The sequence below is a fragment of the Maridesulfovibrio salexigens DSM 2638 genome, from assembly GCF_000023445.1.
Taxonomy (GTDB): Bacteria; Desulfobacterota; Desulfovibrionia; order Desulfovibrionales; family Desulfovibrionaceae; genus Maridesulfovibrio; species Maridesulfovibrio salexigens.
On sequence record NC_012881.1, the window covers coordinates 4039004 to 4052669 of the forward strand.

At 43.5% G+C, this 13666-nt stretch carries 12 protein-coding genes; all 12 read left to right on the forward strand.

The features are described 5' to 3' along the window. Window positions 1-7 precede the first annotated feature (7 nt). The 12 genes from DESAL_RS18410 (at window position 8) to DESAL_RS18465 (ending at window position 13664) form a co-directional block, all read left to right on the forward strand. A complete protein-coding gene (locus DESAL_RS18410) occupies window positions 8-1117 on the forward strand; it encodes a glycosyltransferase family 4 protein (RefSeq protein WP_015853476.1) in 1110 nt (369 codons plus the stop codon). 2 nt (window positions 1118-1119) lie between these two features. Continuing rightward, a complete protein-coding gene (locus DESAL_RS18415; protein WP_015853477.1) occupies window positions 1120-1725 on the forward strand; it encodes a sugar transferase in 606 nt (201 codons plus the stop codon). A gap of 1 nt (window position 1726) precedes the next feature. Beyond that, window positions 1727-2347 (forward strand): acetyltransferase, encoded by a 621-nt coding sequence (locus tag DESAL_RS18420; protein WP_015853478.1) that lies wholly within the window; start codon window positions 1727-1729, stop codon window positions 2345-2347. A 292-nt stretch (window positions 2348-2639) separates the two neighbouring features. Continuing rightward, window positions 2640-3959: an MBOAT family O-acyltransferase gene (locus tag DESAL_RS18425; protein WP_197528767.1), complete on the forward strand. Its 1320-nt coding sequence runs from the start codon at window positions 2640-2642 to the stop codon at window positions 3957-3959. A gap of 145 nt (window positions 3960-4104) precedes the next feature. Next, on the forward strand, window positions 4105-4962 hold the full coding sequence (locus tag DESAL_RS18430; protein WP_157046989.1) for a hypothetical protein: 858 nt from the start codon (window positions 4105-4107) through the stop codon (window positions 4960-4962). A 63-nt stretch (window positions 4963-5025) separates the two neighbouring features. Further along, window positions 5026-6162 (forward strand): DegT/DnrJ/EryC1/StrS family aminotransferase, encoded by a 1137-nt coding sequence (locus DESAL_RS18435; protein ID WP_015853481.1) that lies wholly within the window; start codon window positions 5026-5028, stop codon window positions 6160-6162. A 3-nt stretch (window positions 6163-6165) separates the two neighbouring features. After that, window positions 6166-8037 (forward strand): polysaccharide biosynthesis protein, encoded by a 1872-nt coding sequence (locus tag DESAL_RS18440; protein WP_015853482.1) that lies wholly within the window; start codon window positions 6166-6168, stop codon window positions 8035-8037. A 14-nt stretch (window positions 8038-8051) separates the two neighbouring features. Next, the gene (locus DESAL_RS18445) at window positions 8052-9437 is read left to right on the forward strand and encodes an MBOAT family O-acyltransferase (protein ID WP_015853483.1); all 1386 of its coding nucleotides are present in this window, start codon (window positions 8052-8054) and stop codon (window positions 9435-9437) included. 2 nt (window positions 9438-9439) lie between these two features. Continuing rightward, a complete protein-coding gene (locus DESAL_RS18450; protein WP_015853484.1) occupies window positions 9440-11002 on the forward strand; it encodes an ankyrin repeat domain-containing protein in 1563 nt (520 codons plus the stop codon). A 116-nt stretch (window positions 11003-11118) separates the two neighbouring features. Continuing rightward, on the forward strand, window positions 11119-11880 hold the full coding sequence (locus DESAL_RS18455) for a polysaccharide deacetylase family protein (RefSeq protein ID WP_245543763.1): 762 nt from the start codon (window positions 11119-11121) through the stop codon (window positions 11878-11880). Window positions 11881-11941: 61 nt separating this feature from the next. Further along, window positions 11942-12469, forward strand: coding sequence for a winged helix-turn-helix domain-containing protein (locus DESAL_RS18460; protein WP_015853486.1), 528 nt, complete (start codon window positions 11942-11944; stop codon window positions 12467-12469). 37 nt (window positions 12470-12506) lie between these two features. Beyond that, window positions 12507-13664 carry a DegT/DnrJ/EryC1/StrS family aminotransferase gene (locus tag DESAL_RS18465; RefSeq protein ID WP_015853487.1) on the forward strand — a complete coding sequence of 386 codons (1158 nt, stop codon included), beginning with the start codon at window positions 12507-12509 and terminating at the stop codon, window positions 13662-13664. Window positions 13665-13666 lie beyond the last annotated feature (2 nt).

The window sequence follows — 13666 nt, forward strand, 5'->3', positions numbered from 1 at the left end:
GGAAACAATGAAAATTGCAGTCATAGGTGGATACGGCCCGTCACTTTTAAACTTTCGCGGCCCCATGTTACGAGCCATGAAAGATGCTGGAAATGATGTCTATGGCATCGCTCCAACTGACTCTCCCGATGTACCGGAGAAACTCGCGAAAATGGGCATCAAATTTATCGAAGCCCCCATCAAACGTAAAGGGATGAATCCCGCTAAAGACTTGGCAGCCCTTTTCGCACTGATTAAAATTCTGAAAGAGATCAAACCCGACGCGGTTATTTCATATACGATCAAGCCTGTTATCTATGGATCCATAGCCGCCAAGTTGGCCGGGGTGAAAAAAATCTATTCCATAATCACTGGCCTTGGTTACGCTTTTGGACAAACATCCGGCAAACGAGGATTGCTCTTCAAGCTGGTCAAAAACATGTACCGTGTCGGGCTTGCCTGCAACAACACTGTAATGTTTCAAAATCCGGATGATCAGGATTTATTTAAAACACTAAACATCATTCCCCAAAACAAATCTACAATTGTCACCAATGGCTCCGGGATCGATCTTACTCACTACACCAGCTCCCCTGTTCCGCAAACCGCGCCTGTATTTCTATGCATTTCTCGACTGCTCAAAGAAAAAGGCGTACGTGAATTCGCCGAGGCATCCCTGCGGCTCAAAAAGAAATACCCTCAGGCCAGCTTCAGATTAGTCGGACCACATGACCATGGCCCTGATTCAATAAGTGACGATTTGATCGCAACATGGCAGAATGGCGGAGTTGAGAGCATCGGCCCAGTTGACGATGTACGCGAAGAGTTAAAAAACTGCTCCGTCTACGTACTGCCTTCATATCGCGAAGGAACCCCCCGCTCAGTACTTGAAGCCATGGCCACCGGGAGACCTATAGTTACTACTAATGCTACAGGGTGCCGCGAAACTGTGGTCGAAGAAAAGAACGGCTTTATGGTCCCGGTCAGAGATATCTTCGCACTTGAATCGGCCATGGAAAAGTTCATCCTCCAGCCTGAGTTATTACAGCAAATGGGAACGGCCTCTCTGGAATATGCTGAACAAAAATTCGATGTTAACAAGGTCAATGCGACCATAATGAAAGCCATGGGACTTTAATAATGACCGTTAAAAGAGGTTTTGACCTTATTGTTTCAATTTCAGCGCTGATTGTTTTCTTTCCGGTACTGGTCATAGTTGCCATTGCCATCCATAAAAAAATGGGAGGAGGAGTTTTCTTCATCCAGCGCAGACCGGGACTACACGGCAAGCCGTTCAATATTATCAAGTTCAAAACCATGTCGGATGCCAAAGATGAACATGGCAACCTGCTCCCTGATTCAGAACGGCTTAGCAAATTCGGACGCATCCTGCGCTCAACTTCGCTGGACGAACTGCCAGAACTGGTCAACGTCATTTTTGGAGACATGTCCCTGGTTGGACCACGCCCCCTGCTCATGCAATACCTTAAGCGCTATTCTCCAGAACAGGCCCGGCGCCATGATGTTCTCCCCGGTATAACAGGATGGGCACAGGTCAATGGACGGAACGCTATTTCATGGGAAGACAAATTCAAACTGGATGTTTGGTATGTGGACAACCACAACCTGATACTAGATATTAAAATTCTTTACCTGACTGTTGCCCGTGTTTTCAAACGTGAAGGCATCTCTCAGCCCGGACAGGCAACAGCACAGGAGTTCATGGGCAATCAGGAAGGGAAGTAAGATGAAAAAAATCATCATTATGGGAGCCGGGGGACATGGACAGGTTGTTGCAGATGCATTGCAGCTCATGGAAGGAGCGAATCCAATTGCATTTATAGATGAGAATCCGGATCTACATGACAAAGAGATTATGGGAATTCCTGTTTCAGGCGGTAATGCAGCCATAGCAAATATTGAACATGACGGCATTGTCATAGCCCTTGGCAACAATGCACTACGCAAACGAATTTTCAACGATCTCATCAAATCTGGTGAAAACTTATTTACAGTAATCCACCCCTCTTCAGTCATCGCACCCAACGTGTCTGTTGGTGCTGGCTGCATGATCCTAGCCGGGACAGTCATCAATACAGGAACCGAGATTAAAGACAACTCCATCATTAATACGAACTCGACCATAGAACACCACAATATCATCGGCCCTCACGTTCACGTTGCACCGGGATCAACTCTTGGTGGAGAGGTTCTTGTCGGCGAAGAGGCTATAATCGGCATCGGAGCCACGGTATTGCCACGTATTGCCATCGGCCCCAAGGCCACACTTGGTGGAGGCTCAACAGCTATTCAAGACATTCCTGAAGACGCTGTTGCCGTTGGAGTTCCTGCCTGCGTCAAAACCTAGCCGCAAATCACAATATAAAAACAATCATTACAGTTGCTTTTGTAGAAATCATGTCGAACTGTACTAAAGGATCAAAATATAATATCAGACCCAAAGAACATTGATGAGTTCCCTTATGGGCAACATTCAAAAGGATCCTTAAGCACAAATATGGTTTAAAAACCTGTAAGAAAGCGATTAATTCGAACAATTATATGCGTTTCGTTTAACTCGACAAGAACAAGGTAACGTTTTGCTTTTTAATTCTCTAAATTATCTTCTTATATTCCTCCCAATTTGCGTATTGTTTTTTTTGCTTATCAATAAAAATGGTGCTGTAGCTAAATTATGGTTAATAGGATGCTCTTTATTTTTCTACACTTGCTGGAACCCTTATTATCTAATTCTGTTTTTATCTTCGATAATAATAAACTATATCTGTTCCATATTCATATTAGATAACAGCACCAGACATAGAAGAATCATTCTATACACTGGAATTACTTTTAACATCCTTCTGATCGGTTATTATAAATACACTGATTTCCTTTTAAACACAGCCACTCAACTACTCTCTATTGACCCTATACGGCTCGATATAATACTGCCACTTGCGATCAGTTTTTTTACATTTCAGCAAATTGCCTACCTGCAAGATTGCTACAAGGGAGAAATTAAACAGTCTAATTTTATCGACTACATACTATTCATTTCATTTTTCCCACAATTAATCGCAGGACCAATCGTACAATTTAAGGAAATTGTGCCGCAATTTTACGTAAAACAATTTAAATCACATGTGTGGGAAAATATTCTAGCTGGTTTAGTTTTACTTTCGTTTGGTCTTTTTAAAAAAGTCATCATTGCCGACTTTTTTTCAATATGGGCTAATATGGGCTTTGAAGCTGTCCAATCTTTGAACTTTATTAGTGCCTGGATCACCAGCTTAAGTTATACATTCCAGCTTTACTTTGATTTTAGTGGCTACACAGACATGGCTCTTGGTGCAGCAATGATGTTTGGCATAAAACTCCCACAAAACTTTAACTCACCATACAAAGCAACTTCTATCCAAGACTTCTGGAGAAGATGGCATATAACCTTAGGCCGGTTTCTCAAGAACTACCTTTATATTCCATTAGGGGGCAATCGAAAGGGAAAAATAAGAACCTGCTTCAACCTCCTTTTGGTATTTTTCATAGCCGGTATTTGGCATGGTGCAGGCTGGACATTCATTCTCTGGGGAATATGCCATGGTCTTGCCCTAGTTGTTCATCGATTATGGAGCAATCTAAACATAAAACTGAACAACACATTGAACTGTTGCATAACATTTCTATTCGTCAACTTTGCGTGGATTCTTTTCCGGTCCAACGATTTACATGATTTTAACGTAATAATTAGTAAGATGATTCACCCGAACTTATCTTTAAGCAAATACTACGTACTGCCAATCATGTCGATTCTAGTAGGCTTTACTATCTGTCTATTCGCAAAAAACTCAAATGAATACGTTGATGAAAAAATATATGAAAAACCGCTATATATCGCGATAGCAAGCATAACAACCTTCACAGCACTAGCAACAATCATCATATGGAATGCAAATGAATTTTTATATTTTCAATTCTAATAACAAAAGTAGAACGTTAATATTTTTTTTCTTCATATGCCTCTTGATATGTTTCTACTTTGCCGACATCGCTATTTCTGTTTATGAAAGCAAAAGAACAACATCAGAATATTATATTGATGTTCTCTCTTCGAGAGCAGAACATATGAGAAAAAGATTCCCTGCTCCAACTAAGGTTGACGTCATTTTTATTGGCAGTTCACGTACACGATATCATGTTGATACAGAGTTCTTAACCAAAAAAGGAGTCACAAGTTACAATTTAAGCTTAGTTTCCCATAATCCGCTTAGCTACCCAAGCATGGTAGACTCAGCAACAGAAATGACCCCAAAAACAATTGCCTTGGAACTAAATGTCCCATGGTTGTACGGAAATTTTGAACGCAGAATCCCAACTCCCGGAGCTTTAGATATTCTAGCCCAGATCAAATGTGGTCTTCCTCTTGCCACAGTTGGACATTTTTCATTAGGCTATCTAGAGCAACTATCTTTAATCTCTCGTTATGCCGTAACTTTATGCGAGAAAAGCAAAGCATATTTGAACACGATAATATTTGGCTATATGCCCAAACCCATAAAAGAACAAAAAGGAAACTCGGCCACTCACGCAAAAAAAGTTAATATAGTAAAACTAAGCAATGGAGATGGGGTTCTTCGCGGTTCAGACCTTGATGAGCAAGATATTGCAAATATCCATATTAAGGATCTATCTCATATACGCAAAAAAAACATTGAATTCTTCAACTATATTATATCGATGGCCCAAAAGAAAGGGATCAAGGTTTTTGTTTACCTTGCGGCAAGCATACAAACACCAAAAGATTTCGATTTAAAACTTATACAAAAAGAAATACATGCCCCAGTTATTAACTTGGTACATGCAGTTCCTGCCACTCCGGAATACTGGGCAGACGAAGGACATCTTAACTCCCGTGGCCGAAAAATTTATTCAGCTAAACTGCTAGATAAATTAAACACATTAACGAACACAGGCTCACTATAGGCATCAGGGCTGAGAAACCAAAAAAGACTCAAATAACAACTTGAAATAAAGGAAATCCTGCAAGTGTCCACAAACAATAAGCGCATATATCTTTCTCCCCCGCATATGGGAGGCAATGAACAGGAATACGTCCGGCAAGCTTTTGAGAGCAATTTCATTGCTCCGCTTGGACCTATGGTCAATGGATTTGAGCAGGATTTCTCGGAACTTACCGGGTTCAAACATTGTGCGGCACTTTCTAGCGGAACCGCAGCCCTGCATCTTGCTCTGCGCATTGTAGGAGTTGAACCGGGCGATGTTGTTATCGCATCATCTTTGACTTTTATCGGCAGCGTAAGCCCGGTTACCTTTCTAGGCGCGGAGCCGGTTTTCATCGACAGCGACTACGAAACTTGGAACATGGACCCGGAATTACTAGCTGAGGCCGTGGATCACTATATTTCCAAGGGACGCAAACCCAAAGCAGTCATTCCCACCGACCTATACGGGCAGTGTGCGGATTATGACCGCATTCTCGAAATTCTTGAACCACACGAAATCCCCTTGATCGTAGATGCTGCAGAGTCTGTAGGTGCTCTTTATAAAGGCAGACATGCGGGCAAAGGCGCGCTTATGGCCTCTTATTCCTTTAACGGTAATAAAATCATTACCTCTTCAGGTGGAGGACTTCTCGCATCAGATAACGATGAAATGATATCCCGAGCACGCTGGCTTTCCCAGCAGGCCAAAGAGCCAGAACCTTATTACGAGCACAAGGAAATCGGCTACAATTACCGCATGTCCAATGTAGTAGCTGCCGTGGGACGCGGCCAAGTGGAAGTAATCCCTGACAGGGTTAAGCGGAAGAGAGAGATTTTTGATTATTACGAGCAGGAACTCGGACACTGTCCAGGCATATCCTTTATGCCTGAGGCCGATTACGGAGAATGTAACCGCTGGCTCTCTGTAATCTTAGTGGATAAAGATGAATTCGGTGCAAGCCCGGATGAAATCCGTATTGCACTTGAAGAAGAAAACATAGAATCCCGTCCAGTATGGAAGCCTATGCACAACCAGCCGGTTTTTAAGAATAACACTGTTTTCGGAGGCAAAGTCAGCGAAGACCTTTTTGCACGCGGACTCTGTCTGCCTTCCGGCACGGCCATGACAACGGAAGACATGGAAAGAATTGTAGACCTGATTAAAAGGTGCGGAAAGTAACAGATGATCCACAACCTACGTAATGCGAATTTTTACCTCATGGTCCTGCTGGATCTGATTATCTTTTGTGTGGCCTTTTACGGGGCTTACCTATTTCGCTTTGACTTCAGTCTGCCGGGATACGCAAGCATTCAATGTCTTGAACTGCTTAAGTATGCTGTAATTATCAAATTTTCAGTTTTCCTTGGGTTGGGTCTTTATCGTGGGATGTGGCGCTATACCAGTCTGCGAGATCTCTGGCACATTCTTGAAGCTACCTTTCTCCAGTCCTTGATTCTGGTTACTGTGGTTCTGTACAAATTTGGATTCGACGGTTTTTCCCGTGGTGTATTCATCATTGACTGGATGCTGACTGTTTTCATGTGCGGCGGTGTTCGGGTCATGATCCGATCCTTTTACGCTTTCAAAGACGGTAACTCTATTCAATTTTCACCGGAAAATTGTCCTGTTGACGGTAACAATGCCCTGATCATCGGTGCCGGACGAGCAGGAGAAAAAGTTGTTCGTGAAATCAGAAGTAGTGGACAACTCAAGTATTTACCTGTTGGTTTTCTGGATAACGACAAGACCAAACGAGGACGTACTATCCATGGTGTCCCTGTTCTCGGTCCCCTCTCTGATCTGCAAGAACTTGTGAAAAATAAATGCGTCAATGAAATACTTATTGCTGTGGCAGAAGCATCCGGCGCACAAATGCGTGAAATTATTGACGCATGCAAACAAACAGGACTGCCTTATAAGATTCTTCCCGGAATGGATGAGATTATTAACGGCAAGGTGGGGATCAAGGCATTACGCGATGTCAGTTATCAGGATTTATTAGGTCGTGCTCCGGTACAGCTGGATACAACCGCAATCAGTGACTACCTATCCGGCAAAACCGTACTGGTTACCGGATGCGGAGGCTCTATCGGCTCCGAACTGGTCCGGCAGGTCGTCCGTTTTAACCCGGCCAAACTCATCCTTGTAGATTCCAGTGAAGCAAACCTCTACGGAATCCAGATGGAATTGCATCATGAACTGAAGTTCCACAATTATGTGACCGTACTCGGTTCTGTTCAGGACGAACAGCTCATGGATGAAACCTTTGGTAACTACAAGCCGCACACAGTTTTCCACGCCGCAGCCTACAAGCACGTCCCCATGATGGAACGCAACCCGTGGCAGGCAGTGCACAACAATATTTGCGGCACTAAAAACGTAATGACCGCAGCAGACAAGCACGGCGTAGCCCGCTTTGTAATTGTCTCCACCGACAAAGCAGTACGCCCCACCAACATCATGGGAGCCTCCAAGCGGGTGACGGAGCTACTCATGCGCTTATTCCATGACTCTAAAACTACGTTTATGGCTGTCCGTTTCGGTAATGTAGTTGGCTCTTCCGGATCTGTTGTTCCGCTCTTTCGCCGCCAGATCGAAAAAGGCGGCCCGGTGACTGTTACCCACAAAGACGTAACTCGCTATTTCATGTCCATATCTGAAGCAGCACAGCTTATCTTACAGGCTGGAGTTATGGCCGATGGCGGTGAAATTTTCATTCTCGAAATGGGCGAGCCGGTTAAAATCGCTGACATGGCCCGCGATCTGATCCGCTTATCGGGGAAAGAACCTGATAAAGACATTGAAATCATTTTCACCGGACTCCGCGAAGGTGAAAAATTGTATGAAGAACTGATCACTGAAGGCGAGGGAATCGTCCGCACTGAACATGACAAAATCATGGTTCTAAAAGGAGTTGAGAACGATCTTGATGCCTACTGCACCCAATTCAAAAAACAGCTTGTAGAGATAAAGGCTGCTGCGGATAAATTCCACGCAGATGAAGTCAGAACCATGCTGCATAATGTAGTTCCCGAATTTGATGAGGAAGGATAACAGGTTAATAAAAAATGCTTTTCAATTCTCATATTTTTATTCTCTTTTTCCTGCCCATTGTCTTTGCTGTCTATTTCCTACTGCGGAACTTCAAACAGCACGAAGCAGGCAAACTATTCCTCGTGCTCGCATCATTCACCTTTTACGCATGGTGGAAGACCGAATATCTATACCTGCTCGGCGGCACTATTTTATTCAACTTTTATATGGCCGAAGCCCTTTATCGCAAACGTAGCAAGCCACTACTCACTGTAGCCGTAACAGCCAACCTCGCTGTGCTAGGTTACTTCAAATACAAAAACTTTTTCTTCAATAACATAGCCGAACTGACCGGGATGCCGACAATCACTGAAAAAGTGATCATCCCCTTAGGTGTCAGCTTTTATACCTTCCAGCAAATTTCATTTCTGGTAGATACTTACCGGGGCAAGGCTGCCCGCTGCAATTTGCTGGACTACAGCCTCTTTGTATCTTTCTTTCCACAGCTTGTGGCAGGACCTATCAGCTACCAGCAAGAAATCACCCCGCAATTCAATGCCGACAACGCCGGAAAAATAAACTTTCAAAATATCGGACAGGGTTTCTTCTTGTTCAGTATGGGCTTATTCAAAAAAATAGTCATCGCTGACTCACTGGCTCCTTATGTTGAAAACGGGTTTGATAAAGCGCTGGCCCTGCCCTTCTGGGATTCATGGGCAGTGAGCCTTGCGTATACCTGCCAGCTCTATTTTGATTTCAGCGGATATACAGACATGGCGTTAGGACTTGGACTACTTTTCAACGTCAAACTGCCCAACAACTTCAATTCCCCATATCAGTCACTGAACATTCAGGACTTCTGGAGACGTTGGCACATCACACTCGGACGATTTGTTCGCGACTATATCTATTTTCCGTTAGGCGGGAGCCGCAAAGGAGCATACCGAACCCTTGAAAACCTTCTGATTTCATTCCTGCTTATCGGCTTCTGGCATGGCGCCGGATGGAATTTTATTCTCTGGGGCGCATTACATGGAACAGCCATGGTTATTCACCGTATCTGGCAGAATACCGGAAATAAACTACCTGCATATGCAGGCTGGCTGCTGACCTTCCTTTACGTCAACGCCTGTTGGGTGCTTTTCCGAGCCGAAACCACATTTGATGCTATCAAAATATACAAGGGAATGCTGGGGATGGTTAACATCGGATTTTCCACTGCCCTGACTTTTCGGGACGAATTCGTCCTACTGGGAATATGTATCGCTCTGATCGGATTTGCGGCCAGATTCAATAATTCCGTAACCACTGCAGAAAACATGAAATTCTCACTCAAAGAATCCGTCATGGCTATAAGCATGTTCATGGTATCATTCGTACTGCTCTACACCCATCAAACCTTTCTCTATTTTGATTTCTAATTATGACAATACGTAAGTGGACCATACTGACAATTTCGACCCTTGCAGCCCTGATCTTTGCCCTGATTTTCACGGTCAATATCGTTATTGATCCTTACGGCGAATTTAGGCTGATTGAAGGTAAATATAACAAACTGAAATTCAAAAGCCTAAAAAGCACTGCCCGTAATGTAGCTTCCAAACTTTACGAAGGTAAATACACCCTCGTGTTTGGCAGCAGCCGGACCATGCTTATTTCTGAAGAAATTCTTGGTGAGCCAGTCCTCAACTTCAGCACTTCAATTTACAACAATCCCGGTGATATTCTTGCCTTGCTGAACACACTGGACGAAAAGCAAGTCAAAAATATTCAACAGATATACTACCTGATTGATATCAATAGCTTTCATTATGAAAATTCAGCCCCGGAACTGTCCAGCAAATCGACACTTTTTCTCGAAAGCTTCCGCAATATAGGACCGGACAAAATTGCAGATGCGTGGAAATGCATAATTGACAACCTCGGACCGAAATCTGAGCAGCCTAACTTTATTGATGAATTTGGAGTATTACACAAAGAAGGCACGTCTTACAAAAACAATGCTGTAGTCTTTTCCAGTCACTCCGTGACTAATTATTACCTCGACAAACTTTCGAAAATCAATAATTTCTCCAAATCTCATAACATTAAAACAATTTACTTTACCCTACCCTGGAAGGACAAATTACCCCCACTACAACAGGATAAGCTAGACACCATCTTTGGCATGATATCACATATCATCTCGACCTATTATGACTTTAATAAAGATGAAAATTTAGGTCTCAACCAAAATTTCTTCTCAGATCCAACACACCTTAATAGTAAAGGACTTAAGAAATTATTTAAGGGACAACATTGGACAAATCCAAAAACTACGGTTTTGAAAAAGTACACTCAACCTAATTTTAAAATAATAAATAAAAATGATTTTTTTAAATATATAGATGACAATCAGAATTCAATTAGCATCGATTTTGTAAACCAACTTCTCAGGCTTGGCCGTGACGACTTAGTGCTAGCTATTTATGACGAAAAAGTAACCACAGAAGCGTTCGTTAGAGAGTGTTTCTTTCTAAATAAAACTTCCTTATTAAAAACGCTTCTCTCTTCAGGAAGAAATTATAGCAAAAGCCCATACATGAACAACTTAGCACTTTACTTTGCAATAATGTCTGGCCAGCACTCTTCTGTTAAAGACGCAATATTGCTCGGGGCAGATGTCAACAACAACTTATTCAACACTACACCTCTCTTGCATGCTATGGACTTTACAAAGAATACCGAAATTTTGTCTTTGCTATTGGGAAGTGGAGCAGACATAAATTATACCAACAAAAACAGTAAAACGGACTTTAAACAATCCGTTTTCACTATCGCATTAGCAAAAAACAACCAGAAGCAACTGGACTTTCTGCTTTCCTATGCTCCAGACAGTCCTTTGGCTGAACATGCCCGCCTTGTGCTGGAACTAAAGAAAAATCCGAACAACGCAACCGCATACAAACGTTATTCAACGCTCCAGAATAAATATTACAGCAACTAGTGAGTCTAGCAATGATACCAACACCACTCCTCCACCCCATAAAAAACAAATACATAGCTTTCCTACTCAGGAAAGCTATTCATTCTACATGTCCTGAGCAATATTTTACCCAGTTCATGAGGAAGCAGGACAATCCATGCGGGCAGGCCACCTATGTACTGACTTTTGACTTTGATTTTGAAAAAGACATTGATGCCTTTCCAGTTCTGCTGGATATGCTTAAAATGCACGACATCAAGGCCGGTTTCGCTGTCATTGGTAAATTTGTCGAAAAATACCCGGATATTCACAAACGGGCCGTGGATGAAGGACATGAAATCATCAACCACACCTATACCCACCCGGATAACCCCCACTGGGCACCGGACCGCTATTTCAACAAACTGTCGTACGCCGAACAGAAGGAAGAGGTGGAACGCGCGCACGAAGCTATCCATAAGATTCTGGGAGTTGAATGCGTAGGTTTTAGAACTCCTCACTATGGGAATCTACATACAGAAAGCGTTTACCCGATCCTCGCTGAACTGGGTTACAGATACAGCAGCTCCACAGCTGCTTGCGGCTATAAAGGATTCGGAGCACCTTCGCTTCATTCCCACGGAATAATAGAGATTCCCACAGGATGCAGCCTGCATTTTCCTCTGGCTATTTTCGACTCATGGAACATGCTCCGTAAAAAGAATCCATTTCTTGGAGATGACCAGCTTTTCATTGAAGAGTTTGAAGCGACAATTAAAGTCATCAAAGAGCAGAACTTATTCCTTACTCACTACTTTGATCCTTACGACATTGTGGAAAACAGCAAACTTGAAAAGATTCTGAACACTCTTTCAAATCTCCAGATTTCGACAAAACTTTATAAAGATTTGCTCTCTTAATTACCGTTATTCGCAAAGCTAATTTGACAGTTTGTTCAGAATAACCTAACAAACTCACACCATGCTCAAAGAACTATTTACATCAAAGACCAGAATCAAACTGCTGCTCAAACTGTTCCTTAACCCTGATGTATCCTCATATCTCCGGGAATTAGCAGCAGAATTCGATGTTTCACCCAATGCCATGAAAGAAGAATTAGATGGATTGAGTGAGGCAGGCTACCTGAACAAAAAGAAAGAGGGGCGCTATATATATTACAATGCCAACTCTTCGCATCCATTTTTCCCTGAAATCAGCTCAATCGTCCGTAAGTATATAGGGATCGACCAGATTCTTGAATACATTCTATCCACTATCGGAGATGTTGATTCTGTATATATTTTAGATGACTATGCCAAAGGCATAGACTCAGGAATCATTGACGTTTTAATTATCGGTGATGATACAAATTCCGACCGTATCGGTGATCTGCGCACAAAAGCGGAAGATGCAATCAAACGCAAAATAAGACTCATGGTCCTCAACACCCAAGAGTTCGATAATACAAGTGATATTTATTTAAGACGACCGAACTGGAAGGTTGTCTAACAAACATATAACTATTCATTTAATGGAGAACTAATCCATGAATATTCCGTTTATTGACTTAAAAAAACAGTTTTCCCGGGTAGAAAAACAAGTCCGTGAAAACATGGATACCGTCCTTGATCACGGCGCATACATTATGGGCCCCGAAATTCCGGCCATTGAAGAAAAGCTGGCTGAATACTGCGGCACCAAACATGCGCTGGGCTGTGCATCCGGCACTGACGCCCTGACCCTCGCGCTCATGTCTCTGGATGTGAAACCCGGTGATGCCGTCTTCACAACTCCATTCACATTCTTTGCTACCGCTGAAACCATCGCTCTTACCGGGGCGACACCGGTTTTCGTAGATATTGACCCGGTTACTTTCAACATTGACCCTAAAAAATTGGACAAAACCATTGAAGCCCTGAAAGGAGCAGACAACGGTTGCGTTCTGCCCAAGGTAGACGGTCTCACCGCCAAGGGCATTATCTCTGTTGATATTTTCGGCCTTCCTGCCGATTACGAAGCAATCAAAGCCGTAGCCGACAAGCATGACCTTTTCCTTATCGAAGATGCTGCTCAGAGCTTCGGCGGAGAATACAAAGGCAAACGCGCCTGCTCTCTCGGCGACATCACCTGCACATCCTTCTTCCCGGCTAAGCCTCTCGGCTGCTACGGTGACGGCGGCATGTGCTTCACTGACGATGATTACCTTATCGAGCGCCTGCGCTCCCACCGCATCCACGGTATGGGACCGGACAGGTACGACAATGTCAGACTCGGTATCACCGGACGTCTGGACTCATTGCAGGCAGCCATCCTGCTGGCAAAATTTGAAATCTTTCCCGAAGAAGTAGATCTGCGCGACAACGTAGCAGCTACCTATGCCAAACTTCTTGCGGATGTCGAAGGACTGACAGTTCCTACTGTTCCTGAAGGCTACCGTTCCGTATGGGCTCAGTACTGCCCGCTGGCAAAAGACGGCGAACACCGTGAACGCATCCAGAAAGCTCTGGGCGAGAAGAACATTCCTTCTCCCATCTACTACCCCATCCCCATGCATTTACAGACCGCCTTTAAGGACCTCGGCTACAAAATGGGTGACTGCCCGATAAGCGAAGATGCGGCCAGCCGTATTTTTGCAATCCCCATGCACCCTTACCTTGAAAGGGAACAGCAGGAATTCATCGCAGACATCATCAGGAATGCTTAGTC